26 protein-coding genes and 1 riboswitch are annotated in these 24,618 nt (G+C 60.0%); of the genes, 14 read left to right on the top strand and 12 right to left on the bottom strand.

Features of this window, described 5'->3' with window-relative positions; genetic code table 11:
* Nucleotides 1-16: 16 nt before the first annotated feature.
* Nucleotides 17-868, bottom strand: a complete 852-nt coding sequence (locus ACO1VH_RS10705) for a ferritin family protein (protein ID WP_486244452.1) — start codon at nucleotides 866-868, stop codon at nucleotides 17-19.
* A 285-nt stretch (nucleotides 869-1,153) separates the two neighbouring features.
* On the opposite strand from ACO1VH_RS10705, the gene ACO1VH_RS10700 reads away from it, so the two are divergent.
* From ACO1VH_RS10700 to ACO1VH_RS10685, 4 genes are all read left to right on the top strand, one after another.
* The gene (locus ACO1VH_RS10700; protein WP_486244451.1) at nucleotides 1,154-1,771 is read left to right on the top strand and encodes a glutathione peroxidase; all 618 of its coding nucleotides are present in this window, start codon (nucleotides 1,154-1,156) and stop codon (nucleotides 1,769-1,771) included.
* A 222-nt stretch (nucleotides 1,772-1,993) separates the two neighbouring features.
* Nucleotides 1,994-2,683: a response regulator transcription factor gene (locus tag ACO1VH_RS10695; RefSeq protein WP_486244450.1), complete on the top strand. Its 690-nt coding sequence runs from the start codon at nucleotides 1,994-1,996 to the stop codon at nucleotides 2,681-2,683.
* On the top strand, nucleotides 2,670-3,920 hold the full coding sequence (locus ACO1VH_RS10690; protein ID WP_486244449.1) for a sensor histidine kinase: 1,251 nt from the start codon (nucleotides 2,670-2,672) through the stop codon (nucleotides 3,918-3,920). The genes ACO1VH_RS10695 and ACO1VH_RS10690 overlap by 14 nt, the downstream gene beginning before the upstream one ends.
* Nucleotides 3,921-4,206: 286 nt before the next feature.
* Entirely contained in the window at nucleotides 4,207-4,923 is a 717-nt protein-coding gene (locus tag ACO1VH_RS10685) for a TerC family protein (protein ID WP_486244448.1), read from the top strand.
* 117 nt (nucleotides 4,924-5,040) lie between these two features.
* On the opposite strand, the gene ACO1VH_RS10680 is transcribed toward ACO1VH_RS10685, so the two are convergent.
* Complete coding sequence (locus ACO1VH_RS10680; protein WP_486244447.1) at nucleotides 5,041-5,481, bottom strand: hypothetical protein; 441 nt, start codon at nucleotides 5,479-5,481, stop codon at nucleotides 5,041-5,043.
* A 98-nt stretch (nucleotides 5,482-5,579) separates the two neighbouring features.
* Between ACO1VH_RS10680 and ACO1VH_RS10675 the strand changes: the two genes are divergently transcribed.
* Nucleotides 5,580-6,020: a ProQ/FINO family protein gene (locus tag ACO1VH_RS10675; RefSeq protein ID WP_486244446.1), complete on the top strand. Its 441-nt coding sequence runs from the start codon at nucleotides 5,580-5,582 to the stop codon at nucleotides 6,018-6,020.
* Nucleotides 6,021-6,041: 21 nt separating this feature from the next.
* On the opposite strand, the gene ACO1VH_RS10670 is transcribed toward ACO1VH_RS10675, so the two are convergent.
* Entirely contained in the window at nucleotides 6,042-6,836 is a 795-nt protein-coding gene (locus ACO1VH_RS10670) for a sulfite exporter TauE/SafE family protein (protein WP_486244445.1), read from the bottom strand.
* 165 nt (nucleotides 6,837-7,001) lie between these two features.
* On the opposite strand from ACO1VH_RS10670, the gene ACO1VH_RS10665 reads away from it, so the two are divergent.
* From ACO1VH_RS10665 to queC, 3 genes are all read left to right on the top strand, one after another.
* Nucleotides 7,002-8,060: a DUF3108 domain-containing protein gene (locus ACO1VH_RS10665; protein ID WP_486244444.1), complete on the top strand. Its 1,059-nt coding sequence runs from the start codon at nucleotides 7,002-7,004 to the stop codon at nucleotides 8,058-8,060.
* Nucleotides 8,061-8,103: 43 nt separating this feature from the next.
* Nucleotides 8,104-8,859, top strand: a complete 756-nt coding sequence (locus ACO1VH_RS10660; RefSeq protein ID WP_486244443.1) for a DUF3108 domain-containing protein — start codon at nucleotides 8,104-8,106, stop codon at nucleotides 8,857-8,859.
* Between the two features lie 88 nt (nucleotides 8,860-8,947).
* Nucleotides 8,948-9,664, top strand: coding sequence for a 7-cyano-7-deazaguanine synthase QueC (queC, locus tag ACO1VH_RS10655; RefSeq protein ID WP_486244442.1), 717 nt, complete (start codon nucleotides 8,948-8,950; stop codon nucleotides 9,662-9,664).
* Nucleotides 9,665-9,789: 125 nt separating this feature from the next.
* Here the strand turns inward: queC and ACO1VH_RS10650 are convergent, their stop codons facing one another.
* Nucleotides 9,790-10,293 carry a hypothetical protein gene (locus tag ACO1VH_RS10650; RefSeq protein WP_486244441.1) on the bottom strand — a complete coding sequence of 168 codons (504 nt, stop codon included), beginning with the start codon at nucleotides 10,291-10,293 and terminating at the stop codon, nucleotides 9,790-9,792.
* 241 nt (nucleotides 10,294-10,534) lie between these two features.
* Here ACO1VH_RS10650 and ACO1VH_RS10645 point away from each other — a divergent pair, with 241 nt between their 5' ends.
* Both ACO1VH_RS10645 and ACO1VH_RS10640 read left to right on the top strand, forming a co-directional pair.
* A complete protein-coding gene (locus tag ACO1VH_RS10645) occupies nucleotides 10,535-11,170 on the top strand; it encodes a CDP-alcohol phosphatidyltransferase family protein (RefSeq protein WP_486244440.1) in 636 nt (211 codons plus the stop codon).
* Nucleotides 11,171-11,363: 193 nt separating this feature from the next.
* Nucleotides 11,364-11,624 carry a hypothetical protein gene (locus tag ACO1VH_RS10640; RefSeq protein WP_486244439.1) on the top strand — a complete coding sequence of 87 codons (261 nt, stop codon included), beginning with the start codon at nucleotides 11,364-11,366 and terminating at the stop codon, nucleotides 11,622-11,624.
* Between the two features lie 96 nt (nucleotides 11,625-11,720).
* On the opposite strand, the gene ACO1VH_RS10635 is transcribed toward ACO1VH_RS10640, so the two are convergent.
* The 3 genes from ACO1VH_RS10635 to ACO1VH_RS10625 all read right to left on the bottom strand — a co-directional run bounded on the left by ACO1VH_RS10635 (nucleotide 11,721) and on the right by ACO1VH_RS10625 (nucleotide 15,776).
* Nucleotides 11,721-12,971, bottom strand: a complete 1,251-nt coding sequence (locus tag ACO1VH_RS10635) for a multifunctional CCA addition/repair protein (protein WP_486244516.1) — start codon at nucleotides 12,969-12,971, stop codon at nucleotides 11,721-11,723.
* 70 nt (nucleotides 12,972-13,041) lie between these two features.
* Entirely contained in the window at nucleotides 13,042-13,755 is a 714-nt protein-coding gene (locus ACO1VH_RS10630) for a glutathione S-transferase family protein (protein WP_486244438.1), read from the bottom strand.
* A 62-nt stretch (nucleotides 13,756-13,817) separates the two neighbouring features.
* On the bottom strand, nucleotides 13,818-15,776 hold the full coding sequence (locus tag ACO1VH_RS10625) for a lytic transglycosylase domain-containing protein (RefSeq protein WP_486244437.1): 1,959 nt from the start codon (nucleotides 15,774-15,776) through the stop codon (nucleotides 13,818-13,820).
* A gap of 91 nt (nucleotides 15,777-15,867) precedes the next feature.
* Between ACO1VH_RS10625 and ACO1VH_RS10620 the strand changes: the two genes are divergently transcribed.
* Nucleotides 15,868-16,419, top strand: a complete 552-nt coding sequence (locus tag ACO1VH_RS10620) for a 5-formyltetrahydrofolate cyclo-ligase (protein WP_486244436.1) — start codon at nucleotides 15,868-15,870, stop codon at nucleotides 16,417-16,419.
* Between the two features lie 66 nt (nucleotides 16,420-16,485).
* Here the strand turns inward: ACO1VH_RS10620 and metF are convergent, their stop codons facing one another.
* From metF to metK, 5 genes are all read right to left on the bottom strand, one after another.
* Nucleotides 16,486-17,331, bottom strand: coding sequence for a methylenetetrahydrofolate reductase [NAD(P)H] (gene metF, locus ACO1VH_RS10615; protein WP_486244435.1), 846 nt, complete (start codon nucleotides 17,329-17,331; stop codon nucleotides 16,486-16,488).
* Nucleotides 17,328-17,678, bottom strand: coding sequence for a phage holin family protein (locus ACO1VH_RS10610; RefSeq protein WP_486244434.1), 351 nt, complete (start codon nucleotides 17,676-17,678; stop codon nucleotides 17,328-17,330). The genes metF and ACO1VH_RS10610 overlap by 4 nt, the downstream gene beginning before the upstream one ends.
* 81 nt (nucleotides 17,679-17,759) lie before the next feature.
* On the bottom strand, nucleotides 17,760-19,178 hold the full coding sequence (ahcY, locus tag ACO1VH_RS10605) for an adenosylhomocysteinase (RefSeq protein ID WP_486244433.1): 1,419 nt from the start codon (nucleotides 19,176-19,178) through the stop codon (nucleotides 17,760-17,762).
* Between the two features lie 28 nt (nucleotides 19,179-19,206).
* A riboswitch (S-adenosyl-L-homocysteine riboswitch) is annotated at nucleotides 19,207-19,285 on the bottom strand.
* Between the two features lie 32 nt (nucleotides 19,286-19,317).
* On the bottom strand, nucleotides 19,318-20,274 hold the full coding sequence (locus ACO1VH_RS10600; protein WP_486244432.1) for a M14 family zinc carboxypeptidase: 957 nt from the start codon (nucleotides 20,272-20,274) through the stop codon (nucleotides 19,318-19,320).
* Between the two features lie 169 nt (nucleotides 20,275-20,443).
* Nucleotides 20,444-21,607: a methionine adenosyltransferase gene (gene metK / locus ACO1VH_RS10595; protein ID WP_486244431.1), complete on the bottom strand. Its 1,164-nt coding sequence runs from the start codon at nucleotides 21,605-21,607 to the stop codon at nucleotides 20,444-20,446.
* Between the two features lie 183 nt (nucleotides 21,608-21,790).
* On the opposite strand from metK, the gene ACO1VH_RS10590 reads away from it, so the two are divergent.
* From ACO1VH_RS10590 to dapF, 3 genes are all read left to right on the top strand, one after another.
* Entirely contained in the window at nucleotides 21,791-22,654 is an 864-nt protein-coding gene (locus ACO1VH_RS10590; protein WP_486244430.1) for a lysophospholipid acyltransferase family protein, read from the top strand.
* A 2-nt stretch (nucleotides 22,655-22,656) separates the two neighbouring features.
* Nucleotides 22,657-23,556 (top strand): LpxL/LpxP family acyltransferase, encoded by a 900-nt coding sequence (locus ACO1VH_RS10585; protein WP_486244515.1) that lies wholly within the window; start codon nucleotides 22,657-22,659, stop codon nucleotides 23,554-23,556.
* 130 nt (nucleotides 23,557-23,686) lie between these two features.
* Nucleotides 23,687-24,538, top strand: a complete 852-nt coding sequence (dapF, locus tag ACO1VH_RS10580; protein ID WP_486244429.1) for a diaminopimelate epimerase — start codon at nucleotides 23,687-23,689, stop codon at nucleotides 24,536-24,538.
* The last annotated feature ends 80 nt before the right edge of the window (nucleotides 24,539-24,618 follow it).

Raw genomic sequence — 24,618 nt, 5'->3', positions numbered from 1 at the left:
GAAAGAGAATCGATGCTCAGGCCGGTTCCGGCTGCGCACCCATGCGATTCACGATTTCCTTGCGGTAGCGGTTAAGCTCTTGCACCGTGCCGAACGTGCGCTCGAACAGCAGCGACATGTTGTGCAGGATGCGGTCGACCACTTTCTTTTCCCATTCGCTGTCGAACTTGATCTGGAAATCCAGCCAGCGCTCCAGCCATTCCGGGTCCGGCAGGCGCGACTGCACCGTATCGTTCGGGAACAGGGCCTGGTTCACATGCAGGTTGGTCGGATGCAGCGGCTTTTCGGTGCGGCGCGCCGATGCCATCAGTACGCCGATCTTGGCGAATGCGGCACGCGCGCTGTCACCGACTTCGTTCAAGGCTTTCTTCATGTAGCGCAGGTAGGCGCCGCCGTGGCGCGCCTCGTCCTGGCTGATGATCTTGTAGATCTGCTTGATGACCGGCTCCGTATGCCAGTCGGCGGCGCAACGATACCAGTGGTTCAGGCGGATTTCGCCGCAGAAGTGCATCATCAGGGTTTCCAGCGCAGGCGCCGGATCGAATTCGAAACGCACGTTGTGCAATTCCTCTTCCGTCGGCACCAGCTCCGGACGGAAACGGCGCAGATATTCCATCAGCACCAGCGAATGTTTCTGCTCTTCGAAGAACCAGACGGACATGAAAGCGCAGAAATCGCTGTCGCCGCGATTGTCGCGCAAGAACATCTCGGTAGCCGGCAATGCCGACCATTCGGTGATCGCATTCATGCGAATCGTTTGTGCCTGTTCGTCGGTCAGTTTCGAACCGTCGAATTCATCCCATGGAATATCGTTTTCCATGTTCCAGCGAACCTGCTCCAGCGATTTGAACAATTCTGGGTACAGCATACGTCCCTTATTAATATGGATTGAGATGGATTGCGTTAAGTCCTTGATTCTACCAAGAAATTCCCGCATAACCGACAAATCCGACAGCTTTCGTCAAGCAAAACGCTGAAAGAAATTCACGAATGGCAACAATTTGTTCAATTTGGCTGTTTAAAAGCGGATGTCGGCGACTTGTCATGAAATTGCAATACGATATAAGGCACTTCCCTGAAAATGCGCAGTTACTGCTCCGGATTCCATTTGTTCGTGCGAACCACGCCCTCCACTCATAGACTTCCATCTGCCATGACGATCCGACCGCTTCTTCGTTTATCTCACCTATCTCTTCGCTTGTCGCTGCTGCGCCTTCTTCTGCTGACCGGCATGCTGGCAGCCGCACCTTCCCATGCCCAGAATGCCGCACCGGCACCTGCCGCACCGTCCTGCCCGGCCGTACTGAATCACACACCCGCGCGCTTGCAGGACGAAACGCCGCAGAATCTGTGCCGCTATGCCGGCAACGTGATCCTGGTCGTCAATACCGCCAGCTATTGCGGCTATACGAACCAATACGAGGGGCTGGAAAAGTTGTACGCGCGTTATCAGGCGCAAGGTTTCGTCGTGCTCGGCTTCACGTCCAACGATTTCCAGCAGGAACCCGACGCCAACAGCAAGATCGCCGATTTCTGCACTAACACCTACGGCGTGAAATTCCCGATGTTTGCCAAGAGTTCGGTGACAGGTGCGCAGGCCAATGCCTTCTATCAATCGCTGTTCCGTGCCGGCGCGGAGCCGCCGAAATGGAATTTCCACAAAATCCTGCTCGATCGCCGCGGCAATGTCGTCGGCAGCTATCCGTCGAAAGTGACGCCGGACGACGCGAAGCTGGTCGCCGATATCGAAAAGGCACTGGCAAGGAATTGACGCCGCGCATGCACCATCCGCGCATATAATCACCCACCGCAACAAGCGGGGGCCAACCCGCACTGCCCGCCTCGCCGCTGGCAGCGCACATTGGCGGAATGCTAGGATACGCGCTGGATCGGCCTTGCCGCCGGCGCGAAACGCCGCGCCGCGCATCCCCTTCCCCTACGTAACAAGCAGCAACAGACAGAAAGACTACGGCGCTCCGACGCCTTCATACCCATGCGCATCCTGATCATCGAAGACAACGCCGACATCGTCGCCAACCTGTACGCATTCCTGGAGCCGCGCGGCTACGTACTCGATTCAGCCACCAACGGCTATGCCGGTTTCGCGCTGGCTGCGCAGCACGAATACGATGCGATGATCTTGGACGTCAAGCTGCCCGGCATCGATGGCCTGGAAGTCTGCCACCGCATCCGTGACGAACTGAAGAAGGACACGCCGGTGCTGATGCTGACCGCACGCGACACACTGGACGACAAGGTCGCCGGTTTCGACAGCGGCGCCGACGATTACCTGGTCAAGCCGTTCTCGCTGCTGGAAGTGGAAGTCCGCCTGAAAGCGCTGATCCGGCGTGCGCGCGGCAAGAACCAGACAACCAATGCATTGACGGTCGGCGATCTGGTATTCGACACGTCCACCTACCAGGTCAGCCGCAACGGCGTGCCGATCAACCTGACGAAGACCGGCTTCAAGATCCTGACCTGTCTGATGAAGGAAGCTCCCAAGGTCGTCTCGCGCGAAACGCTGGAGCTGGAAGTCTGGGGTGATCATCCGCCGGACAGCGATGCGCTGCGCACTCACATCCACGCCCTGCGGCAGGCGCTGGACAAGTCCCACTCCTTCGCCATGCTGCGCACCGTACAGGGCATAGGCTACCGATTGGTGGCATCGGATGACACGGCCTAGCACGCTGCGCCGCCGCATCGTCATCGCGTATCTGTTCTTCGCGCTGGCGATCTGTACCTTCTTCGGCATCGTTGCCGCCGTCGCGATCGAAGGCGTCGAAGACCTGCTGGTCGACGAACACCTGCGCAGCATCGCCGCCTGGGCCTCACCGCGCCATGCTGCCGGCCTGCCGGTCGAAATGCCATCCGACATCAGCTTCTACCACAGTGCCGACATTCCGGAAGAATTACGCAATCTGCCGCACGGCGTCGACAAACCTGTCTTCGAAGGCAAGGTCGTCCATGTGCTGATCGGCGAAGATAACGCCGGCGAATATGTCGTCGTCGACCGCGCCAGCGAATACAAGAGCATCGAACGCACGATCTGGGCGATGATCATCGCCGGCTTCTTCGGCTTCGTTGCACTGTCGCTGTTCCTCGGCCGCTTCATCGCACACGGCTTCGTCGAACCCATCATCGATCTGGCCGATTCGGTCAGCAACGAAGGCGTCTCACCCAATCTGCCGCTGCTGTCCAGCAAGGACGAGCTCGGCGTGCTGGCGCGCGCTTTCGCCGACCACACGGCCGAATTAAAACGCTTCCTGACCCGCGAACGCTTCTTCACCGGCGACGTCAGCCACGAACTACGCACGCCGCTGACCATCATCACCGGCGCCGCCGAACTGCTGGTCGACCAGACTGCCGACCAGCCGGCACTGCAGGTTGCCGCACAACGCATCCTGCGCGCCGCCAGCGACGCAACCGAATGCGTCGGCGTCCTGCTGATGCTGGCGCGCGCGCCGGATCGCATCAACCGGCCGCAAACCTATGTCGACGACGTCATCCGCGAGCAGGTCGCACGCTGCCGCCCTTTGCTTGCCGGCAAGCCCGTCGAATTGCGTTACGAGGGCGACAACGATTTCGCCGTCGCCGCGCATAAGGAATTGCTATCTTCCGCAATCGGCAACCTGATCCGCAACGCATGCCAGTACACGGAGCGCGGCACCGTCACCGTGCGCGTGCAGGACACCTCTGTCATCGTCGAAGACACCGGCCCCGGCCTGTCGGAATCGGTACACGCTCATCTCAGCAACGGCATCCCGACCAAACCGCTGGTCGGCTCGGCCGGCACCGGCCTCGGACTCGCACTGGTCATGCGCATCTGCGAATACCTCGGCGCCAGTCTGCATGTAGAAAATAATCCAAAAAATGGCAGTAATTTTCGAATTGATTTTAAAGCAACTTTAACGAGTACTTAACATCATCTTCATGTCTTCTTAAGCTCCGCGGCGATAACCTGCGACTGTGCATTTAGGCCGTATCTCCCTCGGAAATACAGCTTTCCGCCGCCACCGATTCGATGCAGTTCCGACGGTGGACGGATATCCGGCACGGCGCCGGATGAAGTGCGCGAATAAATGCAGTGGTACAGACGATCTTTCAGATTTTTCTGATGATCGATAAAAACATGGTCGACAAACGACCGCCACATTGACCAACGTCGCTTCAGCCGTACGGAGCGCGCTAGAAAACTTGAGGAAGATAATGGAACTCTTAAGCTCCCCGGCCTTTTGGGCCGCCCTAGGCAACATCATGCTGATCAACATCGTGCTGTCGGGTGACAACGCGGTTGTGATCGCGCTGGCGGCCAAATCGCTGCCGCCGAAGCAAAAGAAAATGGCCGTCCTGTACGGTAGCGCCGCAGCAATCATCCTGCGTATCGTGCTGACCATCTTCGCACTGAAACTGTTGACGCTGCCCTACCTGAAGCTGGTCGGTGCCGTCGCGCTGTTCTACATCGGCGTGCAACTGCTTGCCGAAGAAGAAGGCGAAGAAGAGATCGAAGGCAACGGCAATCTGTGGGGCGCGATCAAGACCATCCTGATCGCCGACCTGGTGATGAGCCTGGACAACGTGCTCGGCGTCGCCGCTGCCGCCAACGGCAACCTGGTGCTGCTGATCATCGGTCTGGCAATCAGCGTTCCGCTGATCGTGTTCGGCAGCACCCTGGTGTTGAAGCTGATGGAAAAATTCCCGATCATCGTCACGCTGGGCGCTGCACTGCTGGGCTATCTGGCCGGTGAAATGCTGTTCTCCGACACCGCAGTCGCACCGTGGATCGAAGCCAACATTCCGCACCACGAGCTGTCGCTGTTCGGCAGTGGCCACCTGAGCATCCCTGGTCTGGTACTGGCCGTCGGCGTCGTCATCGTCGGCACCTACCTTGCCAAGCGCCACAGCAAGCCTGCTACCGCAGCGTAATCATTACCGGTACTTCTGCCGCATAGCGGTGGTTGATTGACAACGGCCCGGGAGCACTGCTCGCCGGGCCGTTTTTTTATCCGGTGTTTGCCGGATCAACGCATGCCTAGCGCTTGCTTAACGCTTGCGGATGCGGAAGTCGTGATCGGTCACGATGCGCGTCGCTGCAATCAGTCCATTCAATCCGAACAGCAGTTGCGTCAGGCTCTCCACCGATAACGTCCAGATGCGGCCTGCCGGCATCTGCGCCCCGGTTGTCGCAACGATCAGCGGCGCAATCCATTCTGCCTCTTCCGTCACGTCCAGCAGCACCATGCCTTCCGGCGACGTATGCATGTAGATCTCGCCGCCTGCCTCCAGACGAAAACAGATGCCGCACCCTGCGTCGGCACGGCCGCCGGCCATTCTGCGTTGCAGATGACGGCTTTGATGATCGATCCAGGTTTCGATATCGTAGGTGTCTTTCAACACGATCCACGGCCGCTCGATCGCTTCTTCGATGCCGTCATCTTCATTTTCTTCCATCATCATTTTTTGTTTCGAAGTACGTTCATTCATTGCGGCAACGTCGGATAAATACCACGCCATCACAGGCAATTACGCAGCGCGCATGATATCCTGCGCACCCTGTATCCACCCATTGTTCCTCGCCGTTCATGACGACCAACGAATCCGTACCGACCGCTTTTCAGACTGCACGCACACTGCTCAAGGAAATCCAGGAAAAATTCACCGTCTTCGGCGATTGCCAACCGCTGGCCATCGGCATCGACAAGCAATTGATCGCGCAAATGCCCGACGTCAGCCGCCGCGTACTGCGCATGGCGCTGGGCATGCATACCAATTCGTTGCGCTATCTGAAAAGCATGGAAAAGGCCACGGTGCGCTTCAACCTCGACGGCACCGAGGCCGACGCGGTGACCGATGAACATCGTGCACATGCCACGACGACGCTGAAGGAACGCTTCAAGAAAAATGCCGAACAACGCAAGGCACAGCGTCAGGCAGAAGAAACGCAGCGCAAAGCCGAAGAAGCGGACCGCCGTCGCGCCGACAAGCTGAACCAGCTGGCCGCCAAGTTCTCGCGCAAGAACTGATCTTCGGCGCCTTCTCGGGCGCTACCAGTAGGTCCACAGCATCTTCGCCGCCAGTATGTACAGCAGGCAGGCGAAAATCCTTTTCAATATCGGCACCGGCAGCCGGTGCGCAAGGCGCGCACCGAGCGGCGCCGTTACCACGCTACCGCAGACGATGCCGATCAATGCCGTGATCGAAATGAAGCCGATCGTACCGTCCGGCAGTTCCGGAATGCGCCAGCCGGAGATGATGTAACCGATCGTGCCGACCACGGCCAGCGGAATGCCCATCATCGCGCCGGTGCCGATCGTCTTTTTCATCGGCACGCCGCACCACAGCATGAACGGAATCGTCAGGAAAGCGCCGCCTGCCGACACCAGCCCGCTGATGATGCCGATCACCAAACCGACCAGGAACAATGGTCCGGTCGAGGGCAGCTCGCGTGCCGCTTTCGGCTTCTTGTTCAGCAGGATTTGCGTCGCGCCGAAAAACACGATGATGGCGAAGGCCAAGGCCAGATGGCGTTGCGGAATCCAGGCCGAAACCGACGTCGCCAGCAGACTGCCCACGACCAGACCCGGCGTCATCCGCTTGACGATGTGAAAGTCCACGCCGTCGAACTTCATGTGTTCGCGCACGCTGGAACTGGATGTGAACACGATCGACGCCATGCAGGTTGCCAGCGCCATATGCACCACGTGATCCGGTGCGAAATGCTGAGCGGCGAACAATGCCGCGATGATCGGCACCAGTGTCATGCCGCCGCCGATACCGAGCAATCCCGCCAATACGCCGACGAAAGCGCCGGCCAGCACATAGGAAACAAACCAGATCATGCGTCGCCGCCCCTTGCCGACACATCTGTCGACGACGATGCATGCACGGCATGCGGGCAAACTACAATCGACAGGAAATCCAGGGTCACGACAACACTCCGAAAACGGGATAGCCAAGAGTAACAGAACGCACACCGGAACAGGCGCTCGTTTACACTAGCGGCCATGACGCCACCCGCCACCCGCACCGATGCACGCAGATCGCTGCGCTGGCTTTTCGTGCTGGGCTTTTCTCTTCTACTGCATCTGCTGGTCATCGGCCGCGCCGGCGAATGGATATCATTGCCGTCTCCGGCGGCATCGGCAGATGACGTGATCGATGCAGAGCTGATCGCGCCTCCGCCTCCCCCGGCACCGCCACCCAAGCCGAAACCCAAACCCAGGCCAAAGCCGCATCCCAAACCGCGTCCCGCTCCGAAAAAATCCGAGCCGCCGGCTCCTCCCGCATCGGCGAAACAAACTGCCGATATCCAAAGCGACGCCATCGCATCGTCGGCAAACGCAGCAGATACTGCAACCGATCCGGCAGGCGAGACTGCCGAACCGGTGGAGCCGGATTACACGCTAGACCTTCCGCCCTCCGCGACACTGGAATACGACGTGCAGAAAACACCGGTCGACGGCCAGCCCACCTATGGCAGCGGCACCATCGCCTGGCATCAGGATGGCAGCCGCTACACGATCGACGGCGATTTCGGGGTACTGTTCATCACCGCGCTGCACTTCCACAGCGAAGGCGCAATAGAGAATGGCGGCATCGCGCCCGATCTGTACAGCGAAAAGCGTTTCCGACGCGCCGAGACCAGTACACGCTTCGAGCGCGAATCCAATACGATCAGCTTTTCGACCTCTTCGAAAACCTATCCGCGCACCGGCACCGAACAGGATCGCGCCAGCATCATCTGGCAATTGGCCGGCATCGGCCGCGGCGACGAAACGCGCTACGTTCCCGGGGCCGTGTTCGATGTCATCGTCACCGGCACACGCGATGCCGAACCATGGCAGATTCAAGTCGTCGGACAGGAGAATATCGACTTCGACGGTCGCGCACTCGGTGCGTGGCATGTGGTGCGCGCGCCGCGTGCGCGCAGTCGCGACCAGAAGCTCGACATCTGGTTCGCACCGCAACTGCAGTGGTATCCGGTACGCCTGCGCTATACGGAACCCAATGGCGACGTCCTGAACATGACGCTGACCGACTTGAACGATTCTGCTGTACCTTAGTCAGATATTTCCACCTTATTTCATCCTCACACCGGTAAAAACGATGAAGCAATCCCTTTTCCGCTCCATTCGCCCTGTGCATGCAGCACTGCTGGCGTGCGCGCTGATCGCCTCGCACGGCGCAGCGGCGCAAGGCAAGCGTGCTACCAGCCCGCCGCCCTCGGCCGACCTGAACTACACGATCAACGCCAACCAGCATGGCCTGTCGCTCAATGGCTCCGCCGACGTGCACTGGACCAACAAGGACGGACGCTACACGATCGTGACGGAAACCCGCGCCATGCTGCTCGGCAAGATCCTGGAAGCGAAGAGTGAAGGCACCATCGATGCGAACGGCCTGGTGCCGTTGTCATCCACCGAAAAACGCTACCGCAAGAAGGAAACCGTCACGACCTTCGATCGCCAGGCCAATACAATCACGTTCAACGCTTCCGGCAACAGCCAGCCAATCAAGGGCGGCGAACAGGATCGCAACAGCATCGTCTGGCAACTGGCCACGATGGCACGCAGCACGCCGTCGAAACTGAAGACCGGCGCCTCGCTTGCCATCGTCGTGGCAGGACAGAAGGATGCGGAAACCTGGCACTTCAAGGTCGGCAAGTCCGAAAAGATCAAATCGCCACTGGGCGATCTGAGTGCCGTGAAGATCAGCAAGGTCGTCAAAGATGGCGGCAAGGAACAGAAGATCGACATCTGGTTCGCACCGGCGCGCAACTGGTATCCGGTACGCATCCGCTTCGCCGAACCGGAAGGCGATTTCATCGAACAGACGATCGCCTCGATCACGCCGAAGTCCTGATGGCTGCCGTGCCGCAGTCGATGACGATGCCCGTCGCGGCCTTTCTTGCCTCCGTCGCGCCCTTATAATGCCGTCGATGAAAAACACAATGAATACATCGGAAGGCGCGCTCGTCCTGTTCAGCGGCGGGCAGGATTCCACCACTTGCCTGGCATGGGCGCTGGCGCGCTATGCGCATGTCGAAACCATCGGCTTCGACTACGGCCAGCGCCATGCAATCGAATTGGCCGTGCGGCCCACCGTGCTGCAGAAAATGCGCGCGCTGAATCGCGAATGGGACGAACGACTCGGCGACGACCACATGATCGACCTGTCGCTGATTTCGAAGATTTCCGACACCGCATTGACGCAGGATGTCGAAATCGCGATGCAGGAAAACGGCCTGCCGAACACCTTCGTTCCCGGCCGCAATCTGCTGTTCATGACGGTAGCCGCCACCGTCGCCTATCGCCGCGGACTGACGGTGCTGGTCGGCGGCATGTGCGAAACGGATTTTTCCGGCTACCCCGATTGCCGCGACGATACGATGAAGGCCTTGCAGGTCGCGCTCAATCTCGGCATGGCAACGAAACTGAAGGTGGAAACGCCACTGATGTGGATAGACAAGGCACAAACCTGGGCGCTGGCCGAAGATCTCGGCGGCCAGACGCTGCTCGACCTGATCCGCAAGGAAACGCATACCTGCTATCTGGGTGAACGCGGCGCACTGCACGACTGGGGCTACGGCTGCGGTACCTGCCCGGCCTGCGCCTTGCGCGCGCGCGGCTATGAAAATTTCATTGCCGGGGCCAACAAACCCGCCTGATCGTTTTCATCAAACTGCACGCAAAAACGGCGGTGTCCAGACACCGCCGTTTCTCTTTGTTGCAACGCCATGAATGCTAATTGATGTGGCGCCCTCGCCTCATCACATCACACCCTCACCTCGCTTCAATAACGCGGCGCAATCGGCGGATAAGACTGCTGTGGCGCCGGAGCCGGCGGCGGTGGCGTTACCGACGAAGGCGACGAGGTTGACGAAGGTGGAGGGGGCGGCGTGCCGACTACGGTCGTCGTGGTTTCGCGGTAGATCCCACCGCTCTCCACGCTACCCGACACCGTTCCCTGCCCGTGTATGCGTTTGACGCATTCCTGGCGATCGGAGGGCGGCAGCACGTTGCAGCGCGCCGTCGCATTTTCCTCGTATGAGCTACTTTCGGTCAAATGGCCGCGCTTGGCTTCGCCACGCGCTGCAGCGGCTTCGCGCAGGCAGGTGGTGCGATCCTGCTGGGAGCTGCCGTCCACGCAGGCGGCTCTTTCCTTCTGGTAGGCATTGCCGCCGGCCGGAGCCGCCAGCGCCTGGCCGGAAAAGCCGGCGAGACAGCATGCGAGGGCAGTGACTGCGGCCCGTGAGGCTGCGGACATGACGGAAAACGAACAATGAACGAATGGCATGGCAGTCTCCTGTCATCGAAAATCCTCATTGTAGGAAAAACTCGGCGTCGCGTATGTGCGGTAGCGGACGCAGCATTTCAGCGCATTACAGAGCAATGCAAGACAATGTCCACAGGAATGCTGCATTTCCTGCGCACAATCATTTCATTCGATGACATACTTGCGACTGCAGGTACTGCAACATGAAAACTTTCCGCCGCCACCGGCAATCTCATCATCACTGACCGCCAAGAGAGACGCAATGGGTTCTCCACCGACTTCCCGCCGCAAGCACTTCTCGATGCTGCGCGAATTCCATCTCGCCGATTTCTTTACGCTGGGCAATGCAGCCTGCGGCGTCGCTGCAGTCTTTCTGGCGATGCTGTACATGGGCAGCCAGTCGCTCACGCATTTCTACGCCGCAGCCGCGATGGCACCGGCCGCCTTCCTGTTCGACGTACTGGATGGACGCATCGCGCGCTGGCGCCAGCAGCATTCGTCGCTGGGACGCGAGCTCGATTCGCTGGCCGACGTGATTTCCTTCGGCGTCGCCCCGGCCACGCTCGGTTTCGCCGCCGGCCTGAATGGCGGCTGGGACTGGATCGCGATGATCTATTTTGTCTGCTGCGGCGTCAGCCGGCTGGCGCGTTTCAACGTCACGGCGGAGGAACTCTCCGAAGGCAGCGACAAGGTCGCCTATTTCGAAGGCACGCCGATCCCGACCAGCGTCATCCTCACCGGCATCCTGGCGTGGCTGGCTTCCAACGGGCAGGTCGGCGACGCATTGTTCGGCGGCGCTTGGACCTTCCTGTCGTGGCAACTGCATCCGGTGGCACTGCTGTTTGCGCTGTCGGGCACGTTGATGATCAGCAAGACGCTGCACATTCCGAAGCTGTAGATTGTCTTCCCGCGTGAGATTCCGCACAGAAATCTCCCACGCACCCGCCTAATCTGAACGCCATTCCATGACGGATTCGCGCAAGCGAATTCAACGCGTTGAATGTAACAAGGCGTAAATGGATTTGGCGCGATCGGCAAACGGGCTTTCAATATCCTCTGTCAATCGCCTCACATTGACGAAGGGGAGCAATATGAACGTCAAACTTGCCGCCTTGATGGCAATCCTGCTCGGCGCCAACATCGCCGCCGCGCAACCGCTACGGCACGCCGTGCCGGAAAAATCTTCCACCGCAGCACGTCAGAGCGTGACGAAATCGCAAGCCAAGGCTGCGAAGATGGCTGTCGTCGTGGAAAATTTCGAAAGAATCGATGCCAATAACGATGGCATCGTCACACGCAACGAATTGCGCGCTTACGCGCTGTCGATGCGCCGTCATGTGCCGATGACCTGATGCGACGTCGCACTGCGTCTTTTACCGCATGCCTGAGGTCACATGTTTTGTGCCACATCGATGACAGATCGTTAAAGCACTTATTCCATAAAGCACTCATCCCGCATTACTGCCGTCGTCCCGTTTGATGGCCTTGGCAACTGCCTCCACCCGCGCCTCGCGAATTGCTTCCGGCACACGCTGCAACTGGTCTGGATGACGCTGCCGCACCCATTCCGCAATCTTGCCGCCATCGACGGTCTGTGCCGTTGCCAACGCCTGTTGCAGATAGGCGCGCTGCGGAAACGGCACGTCCTCGAAACCGGTGCGTCCGCGATGATCGCATTCCGACGCCGCCAGCATGTCGAGAAAGCGCTGCGGCTTGCGGAAAGCATCGCAGCGCTCGAACAGCGTGACGATCGTCGAAGCGCGCAATTCCAGCGCGCGGCCGACATTGCCGTGCTCGCGTGCCGTCATCAGCGCCAGATCGCGGCAATCGTTTGGCACGCGCAGGCGCTTGCAAACCGCGGCAACCAGTTTCTCGCTGTGCATTTCGTGACCATGATGGCGCGGCCACTGATCGGACGGCGTCACGCCCTTACCCAGATCGTGCAGTAACGCAGCGCAGCGGATCGGCAGATCGAATCCTTGTGCTGCGGCATAATCGACCACCATCATCACATGCACGCCAGTATCGATTTCCGGATGGTATTTTTCCGGCTGCGGCACGCCCCACAGTGCATCGAGCTCCGGCAGGATGCGTTGCAAAGCGCCGCAGTCGCGCAACACGGCAAACATGCGCGATGGCGTCTTTTCCATCAGGCCGCGTGCCAGCTCCTGCCAGACGCGCTCCGGCACCAGCGCATCGACTTCGCCGGCTTCCACCATCTTTCGCATCAGCGCATTGGTTTCCGGTGCTACCGTGAAATCCGAAAAGCGCGCGGCAAACCGCGCCACACGCAGGATACGCACCGGATCTTCGGCGAAGGCCGGCGATACGTGGCGGAAAATGCGCTGTTCCAGATCGCGACGACCGTTGAAAGGATCGACGATGGTACCGTCTTCCTGCTGCGCCATCGCGTTGATCGTCAGGTCGCGCCGCACCAGGTCCTCTTCCAGCGTCACCGCGGCATCGGCATGAAATACGAAGCCTTTGTAACCGGGCGCGGTCTTGCGTTCGGTACGCGCCAGCGCGTATTCGGCATGCGTCTTCGGATGCAGGAAAACCGGGAAATCCTTGCCCACCGGCAGATAACCCTGCGCGACCATCTGCTCCGGCGTCGCACCGACGACGACGTAATCGCGGTCCTGCACGGGCACGCCCAGCAAGGCATCGCGTACGGCGCCGCCAACGACATAGGTCTTCATCTCTGCCATCGAAATCGATCGGGGTAATTCAGTTGATGTAACTCAGTTGGTGTAACTCAATCGGTGCAAGTCAGTCAGGATAGATATCGTATTTGTCGATGCACGCGGTTTCGGCCAGCGCGCCGGCAATCCATTGCGCGACCGCCGGATGTTGCGCGACACGATCCGCATAGGCATCGAGCAGCGGTCCGAGCGTGACGCCATAGGTACGGAAACGCATGACGACCGGCGCGAAATACGCATCGGCAATCGTGAAGTCGCCGAACAGATAATCGCTCGGGCCGGACATCGCCAGACAGGTTTCCCAGATTTCGCTGATGCGGCCGATGTCGGCCTGCGCTTCCAGCGTGCGCCCCTTGCCCGGGAATTTCGCGCGGATGTTCATCCACATCGCCGAACGCAAACCGGCGAAGCCGGAATGCATTTCGGCGCAGATCGATCGCGCCAGCGCGCGTGCCGCGACATCCTCGGGCCACATACGTTTTTCGGGAAACTGCTCGGCCAGGTATTCGCAGATCGCCAGCGAATCCCAGATCGTGATATCGCCAGCCAGCAGCACGGGCACGCGTCCCGCCGCCGAATAATGTGCGATCTGCAGGGCCGTGTCGCTACGGTCCAGCAGTACGCAGACCTCCTGGAACGGGATGCTGAAAGCCGTCATCACCACCCACGGCCGCATCGACCAGGACGAATAGTTCTTGTTGGCGATCACCAGCTTCAGGCCGCTGTTCTCCGCATCGGCCAGGGTCTGCGACAGCGCCGGATCGAGTTCTGTGGTTTGCATGGCTTTCCGTCGTCAGGGAAAAACGATTCAGAGAGAAACAGGCCTGTATTGAACTACAACGATCAGGGCAACGTACTCGGCTCGTAGGCTTCGGGGCCGACGCTGCCCAACCGCTCCTTCAATGACTGCGGCTTGTTTTCCAGCATCGCGGCATAGTAGGTCGCGTTCGACATGACCTTTTTCACATAGTCGCGCGTTTCGGTAAACGGGATCGTCTCGGCAAAGATCGCGCCTTCGACCGGACGCGTCAACGTCGCACGCCAGGCACGCGGACGCCCCGGCCCGGCGTTGTAGGCAGCCGTCGCCAATACCTGCGAACCTTCCAGATCGTTCAGCACCATGTTCAGGTAATTGGTACCCAGCAGGATATTGGTTTCGAGTTCGTTGACGCGGCTGTGCTTGAAATCGTCGAAGCCGATTTTCTTCGCCACATGCCGCGCGGTTGCCGGCATCAATTGCATCAGGCCGGATGCGCCGACATGCGAACGCGCATCCATCACGAAGCGCGATTCCTGCCGGATCAATCCGTACACCCAGGCCATTTCCAGCCCAAGTTTGTTCGTCGCTTCCTGCATCACGTCGCGATAAGGCGTCGGAAAACGCTGATCGAAATCGACTTCGATTTTGGTGCGGTCAGATGTATTGACCATCCGGTCCAGTACTGAATTGCGGCGCGCAAACTCGGCCGCAGCCAGATGCTGGCGCTCGTTCATGCTGCGCAATTCCCAGTTCCATTCGCGGTAGCCCTCGAAACGCAGGCCAAGATCGAAGAACTTGAAGGCGCGACGGAAACCGGCATTGTTCGCCATCGGCGCCACTTCGGCTTCGGTGACCGGCGCCGGACGTGGCGGAATCGTGATCTTGCGACCCAGATCTTCCGCAGCCAGCTGACCATAGAAACTGTGCTGGCCGGCGATCGATTGCAGCAGTGCATCGGACTGTTCGCGCTTGCCTTCTTCGCGCAGCACACGCGCCATCCAGTACACCCAAGCCGTATCGTTGCGCAGCGACGGCGGCATCTGCTCGATGCCCTGCTTCACCAGTTTCCAGTCGCCTGCACGCAGCGCGGTTCGCACTTTCCATTCATGCGCTTCCTGCGACAGCGGCGCATCGCCGGCCTTGTGCCAGTAATCGTCGGCTTCCGGCAGCAGCTTGCGCGCCGTCGGCATCGCAATCTGCGCCCATGCCAGTTCCTGCTGCTTGCGGCTCAGACGCTTGCCGTCTTTCGATGACAATACTTCGGCCGCACGATCCGGATCGTTGCGCGCCACACGTCCCAACGCGACGATAAAGATTTCATGCTTGACGCGGCGAAAGCCAGGACCGCGCGCAACGACCGACATCGGCTTGTCCATCGCCTTGCCCAGCGCATCGTCGTCGATGCCGGCAAACGCTTGCAGACGGCGCACGTAATCGGCGTTGCCGGTATCGGCCGCCATGCGAATCTGCGTCCACAGATCGTCGTCATCGAACTGACGGTTTTCGACCAACATGCCGATCAACGCCGTGCAGCCTTCGCCGTAATTCTTCGGCACCGTCAGCAACAGGCGAGCCTCGGCGGCAACGTCGTCACCCTTCGCCATTCTGGACATCAGCGCATAGCATTTCAGCTGCGTATCGTCTTTCAACTGGAACAGCGGATACTGGGCGTCGAAGGTCACCCAATCGCGCCGCTTGCCAAGCTCCAGCAGCCAGTCGTTGCGCAGGCGATCGGCAATCGCGCTACCGTTGTAGCGCGATATATAGGCCAGGATTTCGTCCGGCGAGGCCTCCGCGATGCGCGGCTGCAACTGGTAATAATCGACATAGGAAGGAATCGGATAATCGCGCAGCAACATGCCAATATCGGCAGCTCGCGTTGCATCGCCACGGCGTGCCGCATCGCGCAGCGCCAGGAAGGCATCGTCGTCGTTCGCGAAGCTGTTCGTCCGTTTCTGCGCGTGTGCAGCCGGCAGCAGGACGACGCATGCCGCGACGACTACGAAACGTGCAAACAAAGCTGTCGAGAACGTGTAATTCATGGCCTTTTTATGCCCCTTTTCTATGCTGGCTGATACCGAATGGCGATGCGGCTAGAATAGCACGCGACACCCTTCAGACGATGATGAAAACATGCAGGAAAAACCCGAACTGCGACGCAAATTGCTGGCGCTGCGCAACGCCATTCCCGCCGAAGATAAAACCGCATTCGACCGACGCATTGGCGACGCGATCCTGGCCTGGTGGCAGACCGCGCGGGACACGACGATCGGCGTCTACTGGCCGATGCGTGGCGAACCCGACCTGCATGCAACCTATGCCGCCTTGCGCGCGCACGGCGTGCAACTGGCATTGCCTGTCGTAGTGGACGACAATGCGCCGCTGAAGTTCGTTCTGTGGAAAGAAAATGACACATTGCGGGACGATCGTTACGGCGCACGCACGCCACCGGCAGCGAATCCGCAGGTCTGGCCGCAAATTCTGATCATTCCATGCGTAGGTTTCAACGCCGGCCGTTTCCGGCTCGGCTACGGCGGCGGATTCTACGACCGTACGCTGGAGGCCGTACCGCGTCCGCGCACGGTCGGCGTTTCCTATTCATTGGGCGAAGCTGAATTCGCGGCAGACACCTTCGATGTGGCGCTGGATTTCCTGATCACGGAACAAGGCCCCTACGCTGCCTGAATCGATCTCTCGGATGAACATAAAAAAACGGCGCCAATGGCGCCGTTTCGTTTCACGCGAAAATACTCAGCCGCGTGCAAGGTTCAGCCTGCTCCAGATCGCATGCGTCGCCGCCGCCTGGTTCAGCGTGTAGAAATGCAGGCCAGGCGCACCGCCATCCAGCAAGCGGCCACACAAATCCGTCACCACATCGAGGCCGAAGGCGCGGATCGCATCGGTATCGTCGCCGAAGCTTGCCAGCTTCAGCTTGATCCAGCGCGGAATCTCCGCGCCGCACATGTCGGAGAAGCGCACCAGTTGCGAATAATTGGTGATCGGCATGATGCCCGGCACCACCGGCACGTCGCAGCCGGCTTTCCGCACATCTTCGACAAAACGGAAATAGGCATCGGCATTGTAGAAATACTGCGTGATCGCCGAATCCGCGCCCGCCTTCACCTTGCGCACGAAGCTGTCGATATCGTCGCGCGGCGACTTCGCCTGCGGGTGCATTTCCGGATAGGCGGCCACCTCGATGTGGAACCAGTCGCCGGTTTCGGCACGGATGAATTCGACCAGTTCGTTCGCGTAATGGAATTCGCTGGACGAAAAATCGCCGTAGCCGCTCGGCAGATCGCCGCGCAGCGCAACCAGACGCTTGATGCCATGCGACTTGTAGCGTTGCAGGATCTCGCGCAGGTTTTCACGCGAGCTGCCGAGACAGGAAATATGCGGCGCGGCATCGTGGCCAGCGGAGCGGATTTCCAGCACGGTATCCAGCGTGCCCTGCTGGGTGGAGCCGCCCGCGCCGAAGGTCACGGAAAAGAACTGCGGTTTCAGCTCGGACAGCCTCGCGCAGGTCGCGCGCAGCTTCTCGACGCCGGCATCGGTCTTCGGCGGGAAGAATTCGATGCTGAAATTCTGTTGGGTCATATTCTCTTGTCGTCCAGTATGAGTGCGGACAATAGCCACGAAATGATGCTGTAGAGAATCGCTCCGCCCACCGCCGACCAGAATCCGGCGACATGGAATCCGCCGACCAGGCTCGCCATCGCCCAGAACAGCAGGCCGTTGATCACGAAGATGAACAGCCCCAACGTCAGCAGTGTGACCGGCAAGGTCAGCAGTACCAGCACCGGACGAATCAACGCATTGATCAGGCCGAGCACCAGCGCACCGATCAGTGCAGCCCCGACGCTATCGACGCGAATCGACGTCATCAGGTAAGGCAGCGCAAACAGCGCGACGGCATTGATGAACCAGATGAGTAGCAGGCGCATGCGATTCTCCTTCAGTAGGTTGGAAAAACCGAAATGCAGCGGTGCGGCAGCTTATGCATGCCGCACCGCTTCGCCGGGACATCAGTAGCGGTAATGCTCCGGCTTGTACGGACCGTCCTGCTTGACGCCGATGTAGGCAGCCTGCTCTTCGGTCAGCGTCGTCAGCTGTGCGTTGAGTTTCTTCAACTGCAGGCGTGCGACCTTCTCGTCCAGATGTTTCGGCAGCGTGTAGACGCCGACTGGATAGTTGTTCGTGTTCATGAACAGTTCGATCTGCGCGATCGTCTGGTTGGCGAACGACGAGCTCATCACGTAGGACGGATGGCCGGTGCCGCAACCGAGGTTCACCAGACGGCCTTCGGCCAACAGGATGATGCGCTTGCCGTCCGGGAAAATGATGTGATCGACCTGTGGCTTGATGTTTTCCCAGGTGTACTGCTTCAGTGCGGCGACTTCGATTTCGTTGTCGAAGTGGCCGATATTGCAGACGATGGCCTGATCCTTCATCTTCTTCATGTGTTCATGCGTGATCACATGGTAATTGCCGGTGCAGGTGACGAAGATGTCGCCGTGTTCGGCCGCGTAATCCATCGTCACGACGCGATAGCCTTCCATCGCTGCCTGCAGTGCGCAGATCGGATCGATCTCGGTGACCCACACCTGTGCCGACAGCGCGCGCAATGCCTGCGCCGACCCTTTGCCGACGTCGCCATAGCCGGCAACGATGGCGATCTTGCCCGCGACCATCACGTCGGTCGCGCGCTTGATGCCATCGACCAGCGATTCGCGGCAGCCGTACAGGTTGTCGAACTTGGATTTCGTCACGGAGTCGTTGACGTTGATTGCCGGGAAGGCCAGCTTGCCTTCCTTGTGCATCTGGTACAGGCGATGCACGCCGGTCGTGGTTTCTTCGGTCACGCCCTTGATTTCCTTCAGGCGCTTCGAGTACCAGGCCGGATCGGCAGCCAGATGTTTCTTGATCGAGTTGAACAGGCAAACGGCTTCTTCCGAATCCGGATTGTTCAGCACGCTAATGTCCTTCTCGGCGCGCGTACCCAGATGCAACAGCAGCGTGGCGTCGCCGCCGTCGTCGAGGATCATGTTCGAGTAGCCGCCATCGGTCCATTCGAAGATGCGGTGCGTGTATTCCCAGTATTCGTCGAGGTTTTCGCCCTTGACCGCGAACACCGGCGTGCCGTTGGCGGCGATCGCGGCGGCGGCATGGTCCTGCGTCGAGTAGATGTTGCACGATGCCCAGCGCACTTTCGCGCCCAGCGCTTCCAGCGTCTGGATCAGCACGGCGGTCTGGATCGTCATGTGCAGCGAGCCGGTAATGCGCGCGCCCTTCAGCGGCTGCGATTTGGCGAATTCTTCGCGGATCGCCATCAGGCCCGGCATTTCGGTTTCGGCGATCTTGATTTCCTTGTTGCCCCAGTCGGCCAGCGACAGGTCGGCAATGATGTAATCCTGGGATGCGGAATTGAGTACTGCGGCGTTCATCACGCCCTCCTTTCATTCGAGAAAAAAGAAAACGTGAGCGCGGTTGCAGAATATTGACACATCAAGCCTGGCAGGCCGGGAAACCTGTCGCAACGCTCCTTGATGCGGATACGCATTTTAATCCAAGCCGATCCACCTGTCATGGCTGTTTGGACAACACAGCCGCCGTCGGCGCAACACTGTCTTGTCCTTGTGGAAACACCACGTAAGCCATCCGGTCGTTGCGACGCTCGACGTTGCGCGACATCCAGACCAGCATGTCGACCCAGATGCGCCACTGTTCCGCGCGCGTCGGCATGCGCAATGCATTCGGCAGTTCGATCGTGATCACCGGCACATTCTTGTGCACGCCGCCGTAATTGCCGAGCGAACCCGGATACACGCCGACCCGATCCAGCAGCAAGCGGCCGAACTTGCGCGGCGGCTCCGACGGGCCGTCGAAATCGAGCACGCCGAACGGCGCATGAACGGAAATGATCACGTCAGGACGGAAACGCTGCATTTCCTCGTTGACCCAGCGGCTTTCCGGTTCGGACAGCGGTGCGTCGCCCGGGAAGCGGCGCGGATCGCGATGCGTGCGTACCTGCCAGTAATGCGGCGCGTCACGCTCCCAGTCCGGCGTGGGGAAATTGCGGTTCAGATCGACGCCGTTCGCATTGACGCGCGTGGCGGTTCGCGCCAGCAGGCCGTCCGGATTGACGACCGGCATCACGCGCCATTCGAACTGGCTGGCCAGCGGCCCGCCCAGCCATTCCAGCCAGTTGAAAACGATGGAAGAAGAAGTCAGTTCGTCGCCATGGATGCCGCCCATCAGCAGCACGCGCACCGGCCGGCGCTTGGCATCCGGTGCAGCAGCGATATGCCGCGCCAGCAGCGGGAATCCCTGCCGGGATCGGGCACCGGTCGCCGACATGCCGCTGTTTTCGCATTCGGCACTACTCACTTCCGGCAGGCGCACGACCAGTTGCCTGCACCAGTCGGCCGGCGAAGTCAGTGAGGCAGATGCAGCGAACGTTTGGCGCACCGGCTTTTCCGCCTGTGTCGGCGGCGTGACTGCAATCGCCGCTGCAACGGCCAGAATTCCTGCAAGATGCATCGTTACTCCATAAAAAAAGACCGGAAGAATCCGTAGGATTCTATCCGGTCATGCAGGCCAGAGGGTTACAGGAATGCCACCGTATGCTCTGCGCCACATTTGCTGCGCAGGCCGGGCGGCATCCCCGAAACCGATGTCCGCGCCGTGGCGGACATCGGCGGTCAGGCCATTACAGACCAGCTGCCGCGCGCAGCGCCTGAGCCTTGTCTGTACGCTCCCAGCTGAACTCCGGTTCCTCGCGGCCGAAATGGCCGTATGCCGCGGTCTTGCCGTAGATCGGACGCAGCAGGTCCAGCATCTGCACGATGCCTTTTGGACGCAGGTCGAAATGTTCCTGCACCAGTTGCGCAATCTTCTCGTCGCTGATCTTGCCGGTGCCGAAGGTCGTCACCATGATGGAAGTTGGCTTGGCCACACCGATCGCGTACGAAATCTGGATTTGCGCGCGTTCGGCCAGACCGGCGGCGACGATGTTCTTCGCCACATAACGGCCGGCATACGCTGCCGAACGGTCGACCTTGGACGGGTCCTTGCCGGAAAACGCGCCGCCGCCGTGCGGCGCTGCGCCGCCGTAGGTATCGACGATGATCTTGCGGCCGGTCAGGCCGCAATCGCCCTGCGGGCCGCCGATGACGAAGCGGCCGGTCGGGTTGACCAGGAAGCGCGTGTCCTTCAGCCATTCGGCCGGCACGACCGGCTTGATGATTTCCTCGATGACGGCTTCGGTGATGCTCTTGTGCTCGATGTCCGGCGCATGCTGCGTCGACAGCACGATGGTGTCGATCGAAACCGGCTTGCCGTCGACATAGCGCAGCGTAACCTGCGATTTCGCATCCGGACGCAGCCATGCCAGACGGCCGTCCTTGCGCAGTTCTGCCTGGCGTTCGACGATGCGGTGCGCATAGTGGATCGCGGCCGGCATCAGTTCCGGCGTTTCGTTGCAGGCGTAGCCGAACATCAGGCCCTGATCGCCCGCGCCCTGATCGAGGTCGATGCCGGCGCCTTCGTCCACGCCCTGTGCGATGTCCGGCGACTGCTTGTCGTAGGCAACCAGCACGGCGCAGCTCTTGTGATCGATGCCGTAGTCGGCGTTGTCGTAGCCGATGCGCTTGATGGTGTTGCGTGCGACGTTGATGTAATCGACGTTGGCGGTCGTCGTGATTTCGCCGGCCAGAACGACGAGACCGGTGTTGCACAGCGTCTCGGCGGCGACGCGCGCCTTCGGATCCTGTTCGAAGATCGCGTCGAGAATGGCGTCGGAAATTTGATCGGCAACCTTGTCCGGATGACCTTCGGACACGGATTCGGAAGTAAACAGATAGTCGTTTGCCACGTGCAGGCTCCCTTTCTACAAGTTGGTGGATGTCGCGGCCAACCTTACCGAGCCTGCGACGCTTTAGCGAAATTTGTATACCGCCTCGCAAGTTGTCTGATTAACTCGGCGGGAAAAACTGTGTGGTATTTTACGCGTCTTGAAAAAAATCGGCAAAACGTTGCAAACCCTTGCCGTACAAGCATGCTCGTTCTTCTCTTCCGCCTTCTGTCGTTCCTGCCGTTGCCGGTTTTGCATGCGATCGGCGCCGCACTCGGCTGGATCGTCTATTTGTCGTCGTCGCGCTACCGGACACGCCTGCAATCCAATCTGGCGCAAGCCGGTTTCGGCGAACATCTGCACGCCGCCGTCGGCGAAGCCGGCAAGAGCGCGCTCGAGCTGCCGTTCATCTGGTGCGCCTCGCCGGAACGCGTGCTGAACAAGGTCCGTATCGAAAACTGGAACGTCATCGACGATGCGCTGGCTGCCGGCAACGGCATCGTGTTCCTGACGCCGCATCTCGGCTGCTTTGAAGTATCGGCACAGATCGCGGCCGCGCGCATGCCGCTGACCGTGCTGTACCGCCCGCCGAAGCAGGCAGCATTGAAGCCGCTGATCGAGGGTGCGCGTGCACGCCATAACCTCGCGCTGGCGCCGGCCAACCTTTCTGGCGTACGCAGCCTGTTCAAGGTATTGAAACGCAACGGCGCCATCGGCCTGCTGCCGGACCAGGTGCCGCAGAACGGCGAAGGCGTATGGGCCGATTTCTTCGGCAAGCCGGCCTATACGATGACGCTGCCGGGCAAGCTGGCGCAAATGACACGCGCCGCCATCGTGCTCGCTTTCGCCGAACGCCTGCCGCGCGGACGCGGTTACGTATTGCATCTGTCATCATTCTCGCTGGAAGAAAATCTGACGCCCGAACAGCAGGCGCACGCCATCAACGGTGCGATGGAACGCCTGATCGCACAATGCCCACCGCAGTATCTGTGGAGCTACAACCATTACAAACGTCCCTCCGGCGTGGCCGCACCCGACGCGGGACAGAAGGCGGGAGAAGAAGAATGACGATGCGCCTGCTGATCCTGCTGATGTGGTTGTTGCACTGGCTGCCGCTGCCGGTGCTGGCTTGGCTGGGCGAACGCATCGGCGACCTGCTGTACGCATTCAAGAAATCGCGCCGCCACATCACGCTGACCAATCTGCGCCTGTGCTTTCCGGAATGGACGGAAGAAAAGCGCGAACAGGTTGCCCGTCAGCATTTCCGCAATTACGCGCGCAGCGTGCTGGAACGCAGCATCCTGTGGTGGGCTTCAGAAGCGCGGCTGCGCCGACTGATCAAGGTGGAGCCCGGTGTGCCAGTCGATGAGATCGCCGCCAGCCCAACCATTCTTCTGTGCCCGCACTTCGTCGGACTGGACGTAGCCGGTGTGGCCGTGATGCTGGAATCGTCGCTGTGCTCGATCTACACGAAGCAGTTGAACGACGTCTTCGATGAAGTGCTGCGCAAGGGCCGTTCGCGCTTCCGTCCGGTCAAGCTGGTCACGCGCGAGGACGGCGTCAAGCCGATCATCCGTGCGATGCGCGAGGGACTGCCCTTCTTCATGCTGCCGGACATGGATTTCGGCATGCAGGATGCCGCTTTCGTTCCCTTCTTCGGCATTCCCGCCGCCACGCTGACGGCACCGGCACGCATCGCCGCCGCCACGCAGGGCAAGGTGATTCCGGTGATCGCCACCTACCTGCCGAATTACCGTGGGTGGATCGTGCGTTTCTATCCGGCATGGGAAAACTATCCGGGCGACGACATCACCGAAGCTACGCGCCGCATGAATGCCTTCATCGAGGAACGTGCGCGCGAAGCGCCGGCCGAATATTTCTGGACGCACAAGCGATTCAAGACGCGACCGCCCGGCGAGCCCGGCTTCTACGCAAAAAACGATACCGATACGCAACTGATCAATGAATAACACCGCGGAATAGCACCACGGAAAACGCTGCAGAACACTTCTACGAAGTGAATCTGCCGAGTAATTCCACGTCTCCATTTCATGTTCGCCATTCATCACACGCCGCAGCCATACGCCATATAATCGGCAGATGAAAATCAAATTCACCAAGATGCATGGCGCTGGCAACGATTTCGTCGTCGTCGATGCAATCAATCAGCAGATTTCCCTGACGCCCGAACAGTGGCGTTTCATCGCCGATCGCCGCTTCGGCATCGGCGCGGACCAGATTCTGGTCGTCGAAAAACCGCAAGGCGCAGGCATCGATTTTCGCTATCGCATCTACAACGCCGATGGCGGCGAAATCGAACAATGCGGCAATGGCGCGCGTGCCTTCGTGCGCTTCGTCACCGATAAAAAACTGACCGACAAGAACGCAATCCGCGTCGAGACGATGTCCGGCATCATCGAACCGCGCCTGGAAGCGGATGGCAACGTCACCGTCGACATGGGTCCGCCCATCCTGCTGCCGCAGGACGTGCCGTTCGATACCGACGGATTGACGGCGCGCATCGAAGGTGACCAGACGCTGTGGCCGCTCGACGTCGATGGCGATACAGAATGGATCGCTGCCATCTCGATGGGCAACCCGCATGCCGTGCAGGTAGTCGACGACGTCGAAACGGCACCAGTACGTACGCACGGCGAACTGATCGAGCGTCATCCGCGTTTTCCGAAGCGCGTCAACGCCGGCTTCATGCAGATCGTCAACCGCAACGAAATCAAGCTGCGCGTGTTCGAACGCGGCGCCGGCGAAACGCTGGCCTGCGGCACCGGCGCCTGCGCTGCCGTGGTTTCGGGCATCCGCCGCGGATTGCTGGCGTCGCCGGTCAAGGTGCATACGCGCGGCGGTGATCTTTCGATCGCATGGGCTGGCGATGCATCGCCGGTAATGATGACCGGACCGGCGGTTCGCGTGTTCGACGGCGAAATCGAGATTTAAGTAAACACGGTCGGCAGGCTGCAAAGCCGTACAAATGCCGGATGCAGGTTTGCCATTCTGCCGGCACATGCCGCAGCTGT

It is taken from the genome of Oxalicibacterium sp. (genome assembly GCF_057353965.1).
This window is presented reverse-complemented; position numbering and strand designations above follow the sequence as displayed.